The following is a 16,216-nucleotide window of genomic DNA, read 5'->3' as shown; positions in this document are numbered from 1 at the left end:
TCAAGATAGGAGATGAAAGGTCAAAGTTAAGCGACGCGAACAATTCAAACTTTACTTTTCATAGGAGGTGAATATTATATGGCTCTAACACGCTGGAATCCTTATGCTGAAATGAATTCCTTCCGCCGTCAACTTGATCGCCTGTTTGATGACATTGCCAGCCAAACTGCTTTAGGCGAACACACTTGGCAACCTGCGATTGAACTTGAAGACAACGGTGAAAATTTAGTGTTAAAAGCTCAATTACCAGGCTTGAAACCAGACGATCTTGATATCAGTGCCAGTCGTGATGCGATAACCATTAGCGGTGAATATAGTAGTGAAGAAGAAAGTGAAGGGAAAGGAACTTATCACTCTGAATTCCGTTATGGCAAATTCAGTCGCACGATTAGCTTACCTGTTGAAATCCAACAAGATCAAGTCAGTGCTAACTATCAAAATGGCATTGTTACGTTAACGCTTCCGAAAGTTGAAGATGCGGTAAATCGTCCTGTGAAAATTAATCTCGGGAGTAAGCCCAATCCAAAGCTGAACGAAAACAATTAATTAATGACACTCATTAGTGATGATGAAAGTGGGGCAGCAGTTTTACCCCACTTTTTTTTGATTGCGCTTAGGCTACACTGACTGGTGCATTTTCCCAACGTCCTAAGGGTTTTGCGATTACCCCTAACTCTTCTACCAATTCATCAAAACGGGCGGGAGTGAGCGATTGTGCGCCATCGGACAATGCTTTCGAGGGGTTAGGATGGACTTCAATCATCAGAGAATCCGTTCCCGTCGCGATCGCGCCCATAGCCATAGCTGGCACATATTCCGACTTACCTGTTCCATGGCTCGGATCAATCATAATCGGCAAGTGGGTTAAAGACCGCAACACAGGAATCACTGACAAGTCTAAAGTATTGCGAGTGTAGCGACGATCAAACGTGCGAATTCCACGCTCACATAAAATCACATTGGGATTCCCTGCAGCTAAAATATATTCGGCTGCCATAATCCATTCTTCAATGGTCGCCGACATTCCCCGTTTCAGTAACACAGGCTTATCCTGAGCGCCGACTTTTTTCAGTAACGCGAAGTTCTGCATATTTCGCGCTCCGACTTGTAGCACATCGGCAACTTCAGCAATTTTATCCACATCAGCCGTGTCCATGACTTCAGTAATGATCCCCAAGCCACTGGCTTCTCTCGCTGCTGCGAGGAGTCCTAAGGCACTTTCGCCATGACCTTGGAACGCATAGGGAGAAGTCCGCGGTTTGTACGCGCCACCCCGTAAAAACTTCGCACCAGATGCTTTTACTGCTTTTGCGGTTTCTACAATCATGTCCTCATTCTCAACGGAACAAGGACCGGCTACTAGCACCACTGGATGATGTTCACCAAAAGGAACAGCCCCATTGGGAGTATCAACCCAGACTTCACTGGGTTCACCGTGACGGAATTCTCGGCTGGCTCGCTTGAAAGGCTGTTCGACTCGGACGACTTCTTCGATCCAGGGACTCATTTCTTGGAGTTGCAATGGATCCATCGAAGCAGTATCGCCAACTAAGCCAATGACAACTTTATGCTTACCAACGATTTTTTCTGGAGTCAGCCCCTTAGTAGCACAATCTTCACAGAGGCGGTTAATTTCGGCTTCAGGGGAGCCGACTTTCATGACAATGATCATAATCGTTACAGTTTCGCTATAATGGTGTTCTCAATTTGATCGGATCAAGAGAGAGACTTCAGAACAATTCTCTTCTTTTACGATCTATCTTTGCTAATTTGAAAGCAATTTTCAATTAACTAAAACTTTTTATTTCATTATTCTTGACGACGTTCTTGTTTAGGTATGTATTTCGTTACTTGTTACTACCTCTCGCACTGCGCCAAGCGGAGAAAATCCGTTGCACATTCGTGGTAAATTCTTCCCAACCAAACCACGTTCCAATTCGTTCTTCGTCCCAAGAAGCGGAAATAAGACCATAACTGAGTCCTAAAACGCCCAGCCCAAACAGCCCCATACTAACCAACACAACGGTGTAAGGGGGAAGCTCTAAAAGTTCTTGGGTAACGATCCAGTAAAAAACGAAAAAGCTCAAAATTCCTAAGCTCGTGGGAATTCCTGAAAAGAAAGCCATTCGGCGCACCATCCGCTGACTCACACCGTCGGGAATGGCGGAGAGAGAGGCTTGAGCTTTCCGTTGAGCTTGCGGTGAGATCTGAGGCTCAGACTTAGACTCAGGGGGATTGGCGGGTGCGGTTTTTGCTTTCTTTTTCCGCTTGCGAGTGGGTTCAAAGGGTAAGTTGGTGCGTTGTTCTTCTGGTTGAGAAGCCATAACTATCTCTAAAAAACTAGCCACGAATACCAAGGCGTTTGATTAAGTCTTGATAGCGTTGTTGATCTTCTTTCTGTAAATAGGATAACAAACTGCGACGATGACCAATTAATTTCAGGAGTCCCCGTCGTGAGGAGTGGTCTTTATCGTTGGATTTCAGATGTTCGGTTAAACGGGTAATGCGCTTGGTTAAGATGGCAATTTGAACTTCAGTTGATCCGGTATCAGTTTCGTGAACTTGATAATCGTTGATGATTTCTTGCTTTTTTTCTTGGGTCAGACTCATGATTGTTTCGTTGTTTCCTATCCTTCAAATCATAGTAATGCGACTTTCCATGATAGCACTTTAGAATATATTATTCGATGTTGGATGGTTGCTGATTCAGTTGATTGTTAGTGGGAGTGCGACGTTGATTTAACCACTGTTGGAGAATGATAGCAGCAGCATGAGCATCAATTTGAGCTTTATCTCGGCGCGGTGAAAACCCCCGCTTGGTTTTGAGTCGGGCTTCTGCTTCGATCGAGCTTAACCGTTCATCAACATACTCCATGGGAAGTTTTAAAACCTTTTGTAAGCGTTGGGCATATTTTTCAATGCGTTTTCCCTGATGACCCAGTTCGCCATTCATAGCGTAAGGCATTCCGATTACTAAAAGGGTGACTTCTCGTTTGGCAATTAAATCAATGAGTTGTTCCACATCATCAGTAAAGCCGGTGCGTTCAAGGGTCATAATCGGCGTTGCAATCAGTCCCGTTCCATCACACCCAGCAATTCCGATTCGTTTTTTTCCAATATCGAGTCCTAAAACTGAGAGTTTGGTTTTCAATGGTCTTCTTCCTCTTCTCGGTGAGCATGATCCGATGGCGAGGGATGATCGTGATTAGATTCTTCAGAAAATGAGTTGAGCCAGGGTAACCGACTGGGAATGGGAGCGCGACCTGGACGCAAGCCTTGTAATACCCCTGATAATTGTAACCGTTCGAGAGATGAGGGGGCTTCTCGGAGTTTATGCCAGACAGAACGAGATAAGAGCAGGGTATGTTCCACTCGTTCAGCGCCGATTTCTTCTAGGTATTCTTCCCGCTCGGGTTGATAGTCTGCAGAAGCCAGAAGCAGTTGCGGTTTTTCTGCTTCGGAGAAGAATTGAGCAATTTTCGCGAGCATTTCAGGATAGAGCCAAGTGTAAGCGGGATGAACAGTGAGTTGACATTGATCAGGCTGATTTTGTGGGGTTTGGTTCAATCGAAAATGCGCGATCGCTGCTTTTCTTTGCGGTTCAAAAACATACCCTTGTCGGATGTGCTGTTGCCCAAACCATTGTTGGAATCGACCCACGGTCAGATCAATTAAGTTCCGTTTAAAGTCGTTAATGTGCCGATCAAAGACTTGACGCAGCAAGGGAGGCATGGAAACCGTATCTAACTGATAGAGCAACTGGGCATCGGCGTTATTCACGGGGAGTAAATTCGGCAGTTTGGGTTCATGTTGCGCTAAAGCATGAAGTTTTTCCGGCGCGATCGACCAATAGGTAAATTGAGCTAACGGTTGAAAGCCATTGCTCCGATAGAGGCTCAAAATGCTCTTATGATGAATATTAATTTCTAAAGTCCAAGTCCTAGCTTCCCAAATACTTTCAAAGCAGTATCGTAAGAGTTGTGACCCAATCCGCTTTCCAGCGACGGGGTAGTCGGGATCGACGAGAATGTGTTCGACTTGCCAAGTGGTGCGGGTACTATTGGTGGGAGAAACTTTAATCGCTCCTAAAACTTGTTCCTCTTGTTCGGCAACATAGAAGGAAAAATGATGTTGAGCTGGGTTCGGAAAGAGACTTAAGAGCTTGAGGGGACTATACCATTGGCGAAGATTCCCTAAGTCTTGACTTAAGGCCAATGCCGAACCACTATGATGAAGTTCATCGGACTTACTGACGAGACTTTCGATCGCGCCTAGGTCTCGATATTGGACAGGGCGAATCGTGATGTTGTTTTCTTCAGGAAGAATAAAATTCATTTTGATCTATTATTTAATAGGTTTTTTCGTTAGCGATGACCAACACTCACCAACTCTCAATTCAGGACAAGCGTCTTCCAATGATGAGAGCCTGATCATCCGACTAGAATGACTCACAGGCGTTCAGGAAGGGCTCAGGGTTGACTGATTATTTTGTACACAGTTCCTTTGATCTTAACGGTTTTGCCGATTCTCCCCCACTTGCCTCCGAACCCGAAAGCAGAAAAACTTTACTCTGAGCTACAGTCCCTTATTTTGGGGGGTTGACTCAGGCTCAACGGCAAGCAGGGGCTTCCACCCATCAGAAAGTCTAATCGTTGATTGGCAAATAAGAAAAGATTTTTTCTCAACTTGCAACATTGTTTGTAAATTTTTGTAAACTATTAATTAATATTTGCCGATCAGCCTCAGTTTAACTTGAGTGCTATTTTTGCAACCAAACCTCTTTATCATTTAACAAGTTGTATCAACAAAAGGAAGAAAATTTAATGAAATTACAACAATATGGCATCGGGTTCTCCCCAGCGACCGGAATGCTGATTGGTCATATCCTTGCCATGCTGTTTGGCATTGCTGGCTTAGTCTTAGTATTGCCCAATGGGGAATTCATTGCCAGTCTGCCACCGATTGGACAAGTTGCCTTTCGCTACTCGATGGCGGGCGGTGGTGTCGTTTATATGTTACTTGGGGCGGGTGCAGTCGCCTTTTATGGTTATCAAATTTTAGGAGCAAGACGCTTACTGACATTTTTAGTGCCTGCAGTGAGCCTGTCTTTAGCTAGTGAACTGTTGGGAACCAGCACTGGCTTTCCCTTTGGTGAATATCGTTATTTAAGTGGATTAGGCTATAAAATTGCGGATTTAGTCCCGTTTACGATTCCTTTATCTTGGTTCTATGTCGGATTTTGTACTTATTTAATTGCTCGTGTCGGTTTAGAAAGTCGTCCCTTACCCAGTTGGGTGCGGAGTGTTGGCGCGATCGCGATCGGTTCATTACTCTTAACCTTCTGGGATTTTGTCCTCGATCCAGCCATGAGTCAAACGGATGTTCCTTTCTGGGTGTGGGATCAACCAGGAGCTTTCTTCGGAATGCCCTATCAAAACTTTGCGGGTTGGTTCATGACAGGGGTGATTTTTATGACCACGGCTCATCTATTCTGGGGAAGTCAACCCCTAGGTCTAGTCCGTCGTCACCTTGGCTTACCCTTTGCCATTTATTTCTTTAATATTCTCTTTGGCGCGGTTCTCAGCCTTGCCAGTGGCATTTGGATTCCCGTTGCCATGGGCTTAGTTTTTGCCGTTATTCCCTGTTCACTTCTGTATTGGCTTACACCGACCGTGAGTAATAACACAGTGATTTCCGCAGAAGGACAAGAACAAAATCCTGTCTCGGTAGCTCAATTATAGAATTGCAGGTAAGGTAATAGCTATACCTTGTCGGGTGGGCATTGCCCACCCTACCTTGAAACTAGAGGTTAACCCTCTGCCCCCTGCCAACACGGTATGATGACTTTATTTGGCAATAGCCAAGTAATGTCCAATTTTGTAGCATGATTCGTTAATGACAGTTAATTTAGAAATCGCTGGGCTAGCAGGACTCTTTTTACTAGTTCTCTTGCAAGTTCCAGCAACGTTGATTCTTCTTTCTCGTTTACTCAAAGGAGCAAAACGACTTTCTCCCATCCAACCCAAACCCAGCACTCCTGATCAGTTGGGAACGGTTAGCATTGTTGTCCCGACATTAAATGAAGCGGATCGGATTACTCCCTGCTTAAAAGGACTCACTCAGCAAGGGTATGAAGTGCGAGAGATTTTAATTGTGGACAGCTATTCCACTGATGGCACGCCTGAGTTAGTCAAAACAGCACAACAGCATGACCCCCGATTCCGCTTACTCAACGATGATCCCTTACCTCCCGACTGGGTGGGTCGTCCTTGGGCGCTTCATAATGGCTTTTTAGCAAGTTCGGAAAAAAGTGATTGGATTTTAGGGATTGATGCGGATACAGAACCTCAGTCTGGTTTAGTTGCTGGGGTGATTGCAACAGCAGAGGCGGAAGGATACGAGATTTTATCTTTATCCCCTCAATTTAAGCTGAAATCAGCAGGAGAATGGTGGTTACAACCGGCTCTCCTCATGACGTTACTCTATCGCTTTGATGTGGCTGGGGTGCGTCCTCACCCGCCAGAGCGAGTAATGGCAAATGGACAGTGTTTTTTAGCCCGTCGGGAGGTTTTATCAACACTGGGAGGCTATAGTGCAGCGAAAAGCTCTTTTTGTGATGATGTTACCCTTGCTCGTTATGCAGCGAGTCAGGGCTATCGGGTTGGCTTTTTAGATGGGGCAAAGGTGATTAAAGTTCGGATGTATGAGGGAATGAGGGAAACATGGCAAGAGTGGGGACGTTCTCTTGATCTCAAGGATGCTTCTACGCCCAGTCTCTTGTTGTTGGAACTGTGGTTATTACTGGCGTTACAAGCTCTTCCTTTACCCCTGTTTATGGGCTTTCTGGTCGGATTATTGAAGGGAGAAACGAGCTTGATGTTTCTCCTCATGGGGGGATGGAATGGAGGATTGTTATTGATGCGTTTGGGATTATTATTTGCCGTTTCCCCATCTTATGATCGCACCTCGACTTCCGCATCTTGGTTATTTTGGCTTTCTCCATTGGCTGATCTGGCAGCAGTGCTACGGATTTTTCTCTCGGCGAGTCAACGTCCGACACAATGGCGAGGACGAGTTTATTAGCCTTCTGCTCGTTCTAGTTGCCAGAGAATTTGGTTTCCCTCCCGTCGAACTCGTGAAACGACCCAATTGCGCCAAGACCAGTGATTGCCTCTACTGGTAACGGCGCTGGCGTTAACATTCATTAAATCCGCAAGTTCAGAACTACTAATGAGATAGCCTTTTTCGGCAATTTCATCGGCAATTCTGAGGGATTCAATTAAATGATTCAGTCCTTCCATCCGATCGCCTTGCACCAGGCGAGAATCCTCGATTGTCCGTTCCTCTAGTTCTTGCATATTTGTTCCATCCGAGATCGGTGTTTGTGCTGGCGTTTCTGATTGTATCGTTTTGTTAACACTCATTACGGTATCGGAGTTAGCGGGAAGAGGAAAATCTAAATTTTTCTTTAAATGAGGACGTTTTCCAGCAGCAAAAGTCCGCGCGATCGCGTCGCACCGTTCATTCCCTGCAATTCCTTCGTGACCGCGCACGTGCTTCCACTCAATAAGAGAGTGATTCAGTTGGTCTAATGTTGTCCACAGGTCTTGATTTAAAACAGCTTTGCCCGTTGACGTTTTCCAGCCTTTTTTCTTCCAGCCTTTGAGCCATTGGGTGAGACCTTTAATCAGATACTGACTGTCACTGTAGAGAACAATCGGTGTTTTTTGTTCACTGGCTTGAAATAACTCTAATGACGCGATCGCTGCTTGCATTTCCATCCGATTATTGGTCGTTTCCGGCTCCGCGCCACCGATTTCATATACTGAACCATTTTTAAAGTAAAAGACAGCGCCCCACCCGCCAGGGCCTGGGTTTCCCGTACAAGCGCCGTCAGTATAAATACAATCAATTTCGGGGAGTTGAGACATGATCAAGACTTAACAATCAATAATAAACAATTTGTCCCATCGAGGGAGACCACGCCCTGATGGGTAGCGAAGGGGACAGAGCTCATCGAATTTCCCAATTGAATGCCAGATTAACGTTTCGGCAGATAAGCTAAGGGGTTTCTTGCGCCTTTGCCTGGGGGATGAATTTCAAAATGTAAATGGGGTCCGGTACTGCGCCCGGTACTCCCCATTTCTGCAATTTGTTGTCCCTGATCCACTTCCTGCCCTTTCCGCACCAAAACTTTATTGTTATGGGCATAAAGGGTTAAACTCCCATCGGGATGCTTGAGTTTCACTAAATTACCATAGCCACCGCGACTCCAACCAGCAACAACCACTTCTCCAGGGGCAGCAGCGAGAATGGGAGTGCCAATCGGTGCTGCAATATCAATTCCCTGATGCATTCGACCCCAACGCATTCCATATCCAGAGGTGAAAACGCCTTCTGCTGGCCAAATATAACCATTAAATTTTTGAGGACGATTGGGAAGATATTGTTCTGGAGAAGACAGAGGAGGAAGTTTAGGGCTCACTGTTTCTCCAATGGGAGCAGACAAAGAGGGGTTATAAAATTCGACTTTAATGGGAGCAGTAGCAAGAGAACTGGAAGAGGAAGGTGGAGAAGAGGGTTCCCCAGGAGAAAACACTTTTCCTTGATCGCTTGCAGTATTTTCATTCCACTCGATATTGGTTCTGTCTTCGGTTTGCCAGGGCTGTTTTTGATAGTTGGTTCGTAGTTGTTTCACATCAGCGAGAAACTGTTGAATGGGAAGTTCTGATAAGGTTGTCTCACTCTGGTCACTAACCGAGACTGGGCTGCGATTGATCACACGAGGGACAGGAGGAATTGAGCTTCCTTCCGCCCAAGGATCTAAAACCATATTTTTGGACTCAATTGCACCACCAATAGCCCCTAAAAATGGAGACAGTTGTGGGGATTGTAGGGCTAAGTTCTGATTCACAGGGATTTGCAAGGTCTCGCCAATTTGAAGTAATTGTTGCGCTTCTATCCCGTTATATTCTGCAATTTCCTGAGTGGATAAATTATACTGCCGAGCGAGCTCCCATAGTGTATCCCCTCGTTGAATTTGATAATTAATTACTGGTGGATGACTGAGCCTAGGGGACATCACTTTTTGATTTTTGGGTTGAGTGATGGTGGTTGGCGTTTCCCAAGCTGCGATCGGTTCAGCAAGCCCAGACACCATTAGGAGGGGAAGGGTTAGGGTTGCCATGGTTTTGATTAATCTGGGTCTAGAGACCTGTTGAGCTTGCCATGGGCTAGAACTTCCTAGGGAATGATGTTGCTCATTTTGATCATGAGAAGCAAGCCAAGATGAGGACAAGCCATGAATACGATTGAGTAAATACTTCAAGAAAACCTCCTTTTGCGCTGCCTTAAACATGGGAATAAAAGTTATCTGGAATTAGTTTTGGGGTCGATTTGGCAACAGCATCCTCGACTCTTCTGGGGTGATGATCTAGGAATAATGCTGTCTGATAAGTTTTTCTGCTCAGCTTCTAGAGAAGCACAAGCCCATAATAAACTGTTTTCGACTTTTTTGGCTGAATTTATTTAATGAAGAAGAAAATGATTTGAATCATGATCATTTGTCTTGATCAATTACACAAAAAATATAGCAATTTTCACCCTCATCAAGTACGAATTTCAGTTGGGTTGTCTGTTGTTCCTTATGGTTGGGGAATTTCTTTCATCAGAAATCAGGAATCAGCTAAAGATGTTCCATGGAAGATTTTATAGAAATACCACTCATTCATTTTGTCTTTCAAGAGACTACAAAACGCGATTACCTAACTCAACTCGCCAATTTGTCGTTTGGCTTCATATAAACCAATCGCAACGCTGACAGAGAGGTTAAGACTGCGAACTTTAGGATGTGGCATGGGAATGCGTAAAATTTGGTCACAGCTTGCCATAATTTCTGGAGGTAATCCCTTATTTTCCTGACCAAATAAAAGCCAATCTTCTTCTCGGAAAGTTTGACTCAAATGAGAGGATTCTCCTTTGACGCTAAATGCAATTAACCGTCCTCCTCGCTGATGTTGCACGGTGATGAAGCTAGCCCAGTCGGAATGCCGATGTAAATCGACATAGGGCCAATAATCTAAGCCGGCTCGCTTAACAGCGCGATCGCTGATGTCAAAGCCTAATTTACCAACAAGATGTAACTCGGTTTTGGTCGCAGCACAGGTGCGAGCAATGTTCCCTGTATTGGGAGGGATTTGAGGTTCGTATAAAACAACTTTCAACATAATCAAATTGACCTTTAAGGTGATGTAAATAACAATTTTTAAGTTTATTAAAATGTTAAGATGCCGTCATCGGTATCATGGAAAAGACTATGATGAGGTTAATAAGAGTGGAAAATTTTTGGTCTGCCCTTGCAGCACTCAGGGTTGGGCTTAGGGGAGATCACTAAGCCAAGAAGCCAACGCTAGAACGAAATCATTCATTACTTTAGTGTAAATTGAATCCAAAAGAGCTATGTTGGGAACCAAGCTACGTAATCGATACTATATCTTCAAGGAACTGGGGGTTGGAGGGTTTGGTCAAACCTTTCTGGCTCAAGATTGTGATTTTCCAGGGCAACCGTGGTGTGTCGTGAAACAACTCAAACCTCAAGTGAAAGAACCTTGGATGTTACAGACAGCACGCCGTCTATTCGATTTAGAGGCTTCGGTTCTTGCTCGTATTGGCAGTCATCCGCAAATTCCTCAATTAAAAGCCCATTTTGAAGAAGATGAACAGTTTTATTTAGTTCAAGATTTTATTGAAGGTGATTTATTATCGAAAGAACTGAAAGACGGTCAGATTTGGAGTCAAGAACAGGCAATTTTCTTTCTCGAAGATACCCTTGAAGTCTTAAAGTTTATTCATGAAAATCAGGTGATTCACCGCGATTTAAAACCCGAAAATATTATTCGCCGTCAGAGTGATCAGAAACTGGTTTTGATTGATTTTGGGTCAGTCAAAAAAATTACGACCCTTTATGACCAAGAGCGCGAAGAATCTGGATTTACTGTTGCCATTGGGACTCCTGCTTATATGCCCATGGAACAGCAGGGAGGAAAACCCTCCTATAATAGTGATATTTATGCCTTAGGAAAAATTGTGATTCAGGGCTTAACGGGGGTTTCTCCAAAGCGACTCAATGATGATCCACAAACGGGAGAATTATTATGGCGACATTTGGTCAATATTGATGATGTTTTTGCTGAGATTCTCAGTGGTATGGTGAAATGGAATGCGCGCGATCGTTATCAAAGTGTGCCGGAAGTAATTCATGATTTAAGTCCTTATTTTCAAAAACTTCCTTCTGGATTAACCCCCAAAAAAAGAGCAAAAACGAAAACGGGATCAACTCTTGATAAAATTGTTCGCAATTTGAAACAAAATCCCGAAATTACTCGGATCAAGAAATTACTTTTCTGTGCTTATAAACACCGTTGGGAAAATAGCCCTAGAATTTTGTCTAAATATCGGACTAAATATTTGATTCAAGAACTTTGGAAACGGGAAAAAAGCATAAATGACTTTAAAAATTCTATTAACGATGTGGTGAAAACTTTAAATAAAAAAGATAAATATCAACTGGTTGCCAATTTCATTATTAATGAAGTTACCTTGCTCTATGATTTATCAAACCCCTTATCCGAAGAAGAGCCTGAAGATCATGTTTCCTCAAAAGTAACCGAAATTAGAAGAGCAGGAGCAAACCAAACGAACTCCTCTAGCGGTCAGACTAACCTTAAAAAAAGAGAAGAATCAGAGAGCTTAATTGTTTCTCAGCAATCATATAAAAATGAAACAGAAGTTTGTCAGGAATCAGATTCACCTGATGCTGGCTTAGAAGACACCTCAATTCCATCTCAAATTGTCGCAGGTGGAGCATGGGGAGAAGCAAACGGTAATCATTGCAGTTTATTTGATCTACGCTACGAAATTACTCGCTACACAACCCCCCTTCGTATTAAGATTTTACTCTTTTCCATGCTCTATTATAAAATTGGATTTAGTGAGCAAGACTGGTCATTAATGATGAGCCATCAGCTTGATAGTTTGCTCAAACAAATCATACAAATGTTTCCTAATTTATCAGAACTAGAAAGCCGACTCTATGAAACTGCTAGACATTTTAATCAAGAAGAAGGTTTAACCCAAGTGGTCGGTGCAATTATCCAGTCTCTCCGCCCTTTTTATGAGAAAGGACAACCGACGCTAACCCATTAATTTCTTCGCTTATGATTCCGTGTATTCAAATTTAATGAAACAATTTTATTTAGATTCTTTAGACCCTGATGATATTTCTCGACCGAATGGTCAATTTTTAGGATTTCCGACTTTGTTAGAAGAAGCAAAAATGGTGTTTTTTCCTGTTCCTTGGGATGTAACCACCTCTTATGGTGAAGGAACAGCGAGAGGGTCGCAAGCAATTATTGATGCTTCTGTGCAATTAGAACCAACAGATTATCATGTATTTGAAGCATGGAAAATGGGTCATTATACTTTACCCGTTAATGCAGACATCCTTGCTAAAAATGATAAAATACGGATTATTGCGAAACGAATTATTGACTACCAAGAAGCTGGCGGTCATCATCAAGATCAACAGATTGAAAAAGATTTAAACGAGGTCAATCATAGCTCCGAACAACTCAACCAATGGGTTTATGAAGAAACAATTTCGTTACTCAAACAAAATCAATTAATTGGTCTGATTGGGGGCGATCATAGTGTTCCTTTGGGATTGATGAAAGCATTAACCGAAAAGTATAGTCACTATGGAATTTTACAAATTGATGCTCACGCTGATTTAAGAAATGCTTATGAAGGATTTACTTACTCTCATGCTTCGATTATGCACAACGCCTTGCAATTCTCTGCAATTTCTCATCTCATACAGGTAGGAATTCGAGATTTTTCTGAGGGGGAAAAAAAGCAAGCAAAAGCCGATCAGCGAGTGCAATGGTTTACAGACTGGGAATTAAAAGAAAAGGCATATCAAGGTTATGTTTGGGCTGATCAGTGTCAGGAAATTATTAATTGTTTACCGAAGCAAGTTTATATTAGTTTTGATGTGGATGGGTTGCGTCCAGAGTTTTGTCCTCATACGGGGACACCGGTTCCAGGAGGGCTAGATTTTAATCAAGCAATCTATTTAATAGAAAGGGTAGTGAAAGCGGGTAAAACAATTATCGGTTTTGATCTATGTGAAGTCTCACCTGATTTGAATAATCCCGATGACGAATGGGATGCTAATGTCGGCGCGAGATTAGCTTATAAACTAGCAAATTTTATGCTTGCTTCTCAATCCGCAACGAGCTTCTGATTAATTATTGCCAGATTGCAGAAAGGGGATGGGTGCTTGACCATACATATTTGCTGGGAGTTTGCCATCCCATTTTTTTGCCTTTTCTAACTCGACCAGTTGAGGATTTTCACTCAGGGCTTGAGATTTCGCTTGTAGGGCTTCTGCTTCTGCTTCTCCACGCACGCGAATCGAATGGGCTTCTGCATCTGCTGCTAATCGTTTGGATTCTGCTTCTCCTCTTGCTGCTTCAATTTTTGCCTCTGCTTGCGCTTTCGCTTCAATTTTTTGGCGTTCTGCTTCCACTTTCGCTTGTTTGGTCTCTTGACGTGCAACTTCTAAATCTGTTTCCGCTTTGGCTTCTCGTTTTGCTGCTTGTTTAAAAGACTCTGACCAACCATAATAGGGAATGGTGAAATCAACTACATTAATCTCAAATAAACGGCTAATTTCTTCCTTCACGCTTTGATAAACTTTTTTCTCAATTTCAGATCGTTGATCGGCAAGTTGATCCATCTTAATGTTTCCCAGTTCGTTTTTAAACCGACTCGTAGCAATAACTTCCATTTTGGCTTGGTAGTCTGGGACATTACGATGAATACTTTCTAATTCCTCTTCAGGAAGTCGATAGAGGACAACAATCGTAGCATTAATCGCATAATTATCAATTGTGGAGGTACTAACACCTTGTAATTCTAGGGATTTAATCTTCACTGGATATTGACGATAACTTTGTTGAAATGGAATTTTCCAGTGCATTCCAGGTCCTGTGGTTTTCACATATTCTCCAGAATTGGTGACGATCGCGCGTTCAGTTTCATCATTAATATAAACCGAGTTTGCACCCAACACACCAATAATTGCTAGTCCTGCAATGATTCCGCCACCAACCAGAGAAACACTAGAGTTGAATCTAGATAAAATTTGAAACATGAATTAGTCAGAGTAAATTTAATTTAGGGCAAAGCCTATCCTACTCTAGAGTGATGATCTGTAATTAACGATTGCTCTGATTTTGTCTTTAATCACAATAATTATATAACTCATGACGCTTATTGAAACGATTCAAGCGGATTACCAACGCTTTCCCGCCAACCAAAGCTACGATATTTATGCCGAAGACGTTTATTTCAAAGATCCCTTAACCGAGTTTCGAGGACTCCAACGCTATCAATCTCTAATTGACTTTATCAGCACTTGGTTTCAAGACATCAACCTCGAACTCCATGATATTCGGCAAGAAGACAACACCATCCAGACTGAGTGGACACTAAACTGGACAACACCCCTTCCTTGGCAACCGCGCATCTCTATTCCTGGTTGGAGTGAATTAAAAGTCAATGCTGATCACAAAATTATCTCTCATATTGATTATTGGCATTGTTCCCGTTGGGAGGTTATCAAACAGCATTTTTCTTTGTAACAATGAGAATAATGTAAACTTTTTTTAAACAACAAGGAGTTTGATAACCATGCGCGTCATTTTAATGACTGGAAAGGGTGGAGTCGGGAAAACCTCAGTTGCTGCTGCAACTGGATTACAGTGTGCCAAGTTAGGCTATAAAACCTTGGTTCTCAGCACTGATCCAGCACACTCTCTTGCTGATAGTTTTGACCAAGAAATGACCCATGAACCGACACGGGTGAGAGAAAACCTTGATGGCGCAGAATTAGATGCCCTTATGGAGTTAGAAGCCAACTGGGGGGCTGTCAAACGCTATATCACAGAAGTCTTACAAGCCAGAGGCTTAGAAGGGGTGCAAGCGGAAGAACTTGCGATTCTTCCAGGAATGGATGAAATTTTTGGCTTAGTGCGCATGAAACGGCACTACGATGAAGGGGAATATGATGTTTTAATTGTCGATTCTGCGCCCACTGGTACGGCATTACGTCTTTTGAGTATTCCAGAAGTCGGGGGATGGTATATGCGACGCTTTTATAAGCCCTTTCGAGGAATGTCTGCTGCATTACGTCCGATTGTCGAACCGATTTTCCGCCCCATTGCTGGCTTTTCTCTCCCGACAGAAGAGGTCATGGACGCGCCTTATGAATTTTACGAAGAAATTGAAGCCCTAGAAAAAGTTTTAACGGATAATCAGAAAACATCCGTACGATTAGTGACCAATCCTGAAAAGATGGTGATTAAAGAATCAGCAAGAGCTCATGCTTATCTCAGTCTCTATAATGTAGCAACGGATATGGTGGTTGCCAATCGGATTATTCCCGATGAAGTGAATGATCCGTTTTTCAAACAGTGGAAAGAGAGTCAGCAAGTCTATCGCCACGAGATCCATGAAAACTTCCATCCTTTACCAGTGAAAGAAGTCCCCTTGTTTTCTTCTGAAATGTGTGGTTTAGAGGCGTTGGAATTACTCAAAGAGACTTTGTATCAAGGGGAAGATCCGACGCAAGTTTATCACCAAGAAAATACCATTCAAGTGAAACAACAAGAAGATGGGGCTTACAGTTTAGAGTTATATCTGCCCGGAATTACTAAGGATAAGATTCAACTCAATAAAACTGGAGATGAATTAAATATTCGCATTGGCAACCATCGGCGGAACTTAGTATTGCCACAAGCCTTAGCTGCACTCCAACCCCGAGGAGCAAAAATGGACGAGGATTACTTGAAAATTCGCTTTGCCAGTTAAAAAAAGTCGCTGTTGAGACGTTCTCGGAAACGTCTCAATTAGCATTGGTTAAGATTGAACCTCTCCCATCAAATCAGAGATTATGATGGGAGATTCTAGAACCTGATCACTCAGACTCTCCTCCACTCAAATTGAGGGTTAGCAGGCTGACCACCTAACGGTTAGTCATATCTCCATCCAATTTAATTGGACATCCTGTCAATTCAGGCTTGCTCGTTAATTCCCGATGGACTACCGGTACAGAAAATGATTGGACAAACTGTTAAGTTACCGCCCAACTCAA

Annotated in this window: 15 protein-coding genes and 3 pseudogenes; 7 read left to right on the top strand and 11 right to left on the bottom strand. The window is 43.1% G+C overall.

What is annotated here, in order from left to right; genetic code table 11:
* Positions 1 to 78: 78 nt before the first annotated feature.
* A complete protein-coding gene (locus PCC7418_RS03770) occupies positions 79 to 546 on the top strand; it encodes an Hsp20/alpha crystallin family protein (protein WP_015224848.1) in 468 nt (155 codons plus the stop codon).
* A gap of 67 nt (positions 547 to 613) precedes the next feature.
* On the opposite strand, the gene aroF is transcribed toward PCC7418_RS03770, so the two are convergent.
* The 5 genes from aroF to PCC7418_RS03745 form a co-directional block, all read right to left on the bottom strand.
* Complete coding sequence (gene aroF / locus PCC7418_RS03765) at positions 614 to 1,672, bottom strand: 3-deoxy-7-phosphoheptulonate synthase (protein ID WP_015224847.1); 1,059 nt, start codon at positions 1,670 to 1,672, stop codon at positions 614 to 616.
* A 175-nt stretch (positions 1,673 to 1,847) separates the two neighbouring features.
* Complete coding sequence (locus tag PCC7418_RS03760) at positions 1,848 to 2,324, bottom strand: PAM68 family protein (RefSeq protein WP_015224846.1); 477 nt, start codon at positions 2,322 to 2,324, stop codon at positions 1,848 to 1,850.
* Between the two features lie 16 nt (positions 2,325 to 2,340).
* Positions 2,341 to 2,610 carry a 30S ribosomal protein S15 gene (rpsO, locus tag PCC7418_RS03755; protein ID WP_015224845.1) on the bottom strand — a complete coding sequence of 90 codons (270 nt, stop codon included), beginning with the start codon at positions 2,608 to 2,610 and terminating at the stop codon, positions 2,341 to 2,343.
* A 70-nt stretch (positions 2,611 to 2,680) separates the two neighbouring features.
* On the bottom strand, positions 2,681 to 3,151 hold the full coding sequence (gene ruvX, locus PCC7418_RS03750) for a Holliday junction resolvase RuvX (RefSeq protein ID WP_015224844.1): 471 nt from the start codon (positions 3,149 to 3,151) through the stop codon (positions 2,681 to 2,683).
* Positions 3,148 to 4,335 (bottom strand): GNAT family N-acetyltransferase, encoded by a 1,188-nt coding sequence (locus PCC7418_RS03745; protein ID WP_015224843.1) that lies wholly within the window; start codon positions 4,333 to 4,335, stop codon positions 3,148 to 3,150. Before PCC7418_RS03745 ends, ruvX begins: the two co-directional genes overlap by 4 nt.
* 488 nt (positions 4,336 to 4,823) lie before the next feature.
* Between PCC7418_RS03745 and cruF the strand changes: the two genes are divergently transcribed.
* A complete protein-coding gene (gene cruF / locus PCC7418_RS03740) occupies positions 4,824 to 5,741 on the top strand; it encodes a gamma-carotene 1'-hydroxylase CruF (protein WP_015224842.1) in 918 nt (305 codons plus the stop codon).
* A 154-nt stretch (positions 5,742 to 5,895) separates the two neighbouring features.
* Positions 5,896 to 7,083, top strand: a complete 1,188-nt coding sequence (cruG, locus tag PCC7418_RS03735) for a 2'-O-glycosyltransferase CruG (RefSeq protein ID WP_015224841.1) — start codon at positions 5,896 to 5,898, stop codon at positions 7,081 to 7,083.
* Here the strand turns inward: cruG and PCC7418_RS20850 are convergent.
* From PCC7418_RS20850 to trmL, 5 genes and pseudogenes are all read right to left on the bottom strand, one after another.
* A complete protein-coding gene (locus PCC7418_RS20850) occupies positions 7,080 to 7,301 on the bottom strand; it encodes a hypothetical protein (RefSeq protein ID WP_396275483.1) in 222 nt (73 codons plus the stop codon). The two genes, cruG and PCC7418_RS20850, sit on opposite strands and share 4 nt — an antisense overlap.
* Positions 7,302 to 7,547: 246 nt before the next feature.
* Positions 7,548 to 7,931 (bottom strand): annotated as a pseudogene (locus PCC7418_RS20845) (ribonuclease H); the annotation flags it as partial.
* Positions 7,932 to 8,041: 110 nt separating this feature from the next.
* A pseudogene (locus tag PCC7418_RS21300) lies at positions 8,042 to 8,542 on the bottom strand (M23 family metallopeptidase); the annotation flags it as partial.
* 384 nt (positions 8,543 to 8,926) lie between these two features.
* A pseudogene (locus PCC7418_RS21295) lies at positions 8,927 to 9,082 on the bottom strand (LysM peptidoglycan-binding domain-containing protein); the annotation flags it as partial.
* Between the two features lie 682 nt (positions 9,083 to 9,764).
* Positions 9,765 to 10,226, bottom strand: coding sequence for a tRNA (uridine(34)/cytosine(34)/5-carboxymethylaminomethyluridine(34)-2'-O)-methyltransferase TrmL (gene trmL, locus PCC7418_RS03720; RefSeq protein ID WP_015224838.1), 462 nt, complete (start codon positions 10,224 to 10,226; stop codon positions 9,765 to 9,767).
* Positions 10,227 to 10,458: 232 nt separating this feature from the next.
* Here trmL and PCC7418_RS19255 point away from each other — a divergent pair, with 232 nt between their 5' ends.
* Positions 10,459 to 12,204: a serine/threonine-protein kinase gene (locus PCC7418_RS19255; protein WP_015224837.1), complete on the top strand. Its 1,746-nt coding sequence runs from the start codon at positions 10,459 to 10,461 to the stop codon at positions 12,202 to 12,204.
* A gap of 34 nt (positions 12,205 to 12,238) precedes the next feature.
* Positions 12,239 to 13,303 (top strand): agmatinase family protein, encoded by a 1,065-nt coding sequence (locus PCC7418_RS03710; RefSeq protein ID WP_015224836.1) that lies wholly within the window; start codon positions 12,239 to 12,241, stop codon positions 13,301 to 13,303.
* Here the strand turns inward: PCC7418_RS03710 and PCC7418_RS03705 are convergent, their stop codons facing one another.
* A complete protein-coding gene (locus PCC7418_RS03705) occupies positions 13,304 to 14,215 on the bottom strand; it encodes an SPFH domain-containing protein (protein ID WP_015224835.1) in 912 nt (303 codons plus the stop codon).
* Positions 14,216 to 14,327: 112 nt separating this feature from the next.
* Between PCC7418_RS03705 and PCC7418_RS03700 the strand changes: the two genes are divergently transcribed.
* A complete protein-coding gene (locus PCC7418_RS03700) occupies positions 14,328 to 14,705 on the top strand; it encodes a DUF2358 domain-containing protein (protein WP_015224834.1) in 378 nt (125 codons plus the stop codon).
* Between the two features lie 49 nt (positions 14,706 to 14,754).
* Entirely contained in the window at positions 14,755 to 15,933 is a 1,179-nt protein-coding gene (locus tag PCC7418_RS03695) for a TRC40/GET3/ArsA family transport-energizing ATPase (protein WP_015224833.1), read from the top strand.
* Positions 15,934 to 16,216: the final 283 nt, after the last annotated feature.

The sequence above is a fragment of the Halothece sp. PCC 7418 genome, from assembly GCF_000317635.1.
Lineage (GTDB): Bacteria > Cyanobacteriota > Cyanobacteriia > Cyanobacteriales > Rubidibacteraceae > Halothece.
This window is presented reverse-complemented; position numbering and strand designations above follow the sequence as displayed.

Bases quoted from the DNA above. Each gene is read 5' to 3' on its own strand.
- PCC7418_RS03770 (WP_015224848.1), top strand. From the start codon at position 79: ATGGCTCTAACACGCTGGAATCCTTATGCTGAAATGAATTCCTTCCGC.
- aroF (WP_015224847.1), bottom strand. From the start codon at position 1,672: ATGATCATTGTCATGAAAGTCGGCTCCCCTGAAGCCGAAATTAACCGC.
- PCC7418_RS03760 (WP_015224846.1), bottom strand. From the start codon at position 2,324: ATGGCTTCTCAACCAGAAGAACAACGCACCAACTTACCCTTTGAACCC.
- rpsO (WP_015224845.1), bottom strand. From the start codon at position 2,610: ATGAGTCTGACCCAAGAAAAAAAGCAAGAAATCATCAACGATTATCAA.
- PCC7418_RS03745 (WP_015224843.1), bottom strand. From the start codon at position 4,335: ATGAATTTTATTCTTCCTGAAGAAAACAACATCACGATTCGCCCTGTC.
- cruF (WP_015224842.1), top strand. From the start codon at position 4,824: ATGAAATTACAACAATATGGCATCGGGTTCTCCCCAGCGACCGGAATG.
- cruG (WP_015224841.1), top strand. From the start codon at position 5,896: ATGACAGTTAATTTAGAAATCGCTGGGCTAGCAGGACTCTTTTTACTA.
- PCC7418_RS20850 (WP_396275483.1), bottom strand. From the start codon at position 7,301: ATGGAAGGACTGAATCATTTAATTGAATCCCTCAGAATTGCCGATGAA.
- trmL (WP_015224838.1), bottom strand. From the start codon at position 10,226: ATGTTGAAAGTTGTTTTATACGAACCTCAAATCCCTCCCAATACAGGG.
- PCC7418_RS19255 (WP_015224837.1), top strand. From the start codon at position 10,459: ATGTTGGGAACCAAGCTACGTAATCGATACTATATCTTCAAGGAACTG.
- PCC7418_RS03710 (WP_015224836.1), top strand. From the start codon at position 12,239: ATGAAACAATTTTATTTAGATTCTTTAGACCCTGATGATATTTCTCGA.
- PCC7418_RS03705 (WP_015224835.1), bottom strand. From the start codon at position 14,215: ATGTTTCAAATTTTATCTAGATTCAACTCTAGTGTTTCTCTGGTTGGT.
- PCC7418_RS03700 (WP_015224834.1), top strand. From the start codon at position 14,328: ATGACGCTTATTGAAACGATTCAAGCGGATTACCAACGCTTTCCCGCC.
- PCC7418_RS03695 (WP_015224833.1), top strand. From the start codon at position 14,755: ATGCGCGTCATTTTAATGACTGGAAAGGGTGGAGTCGGGAAAACCTCA.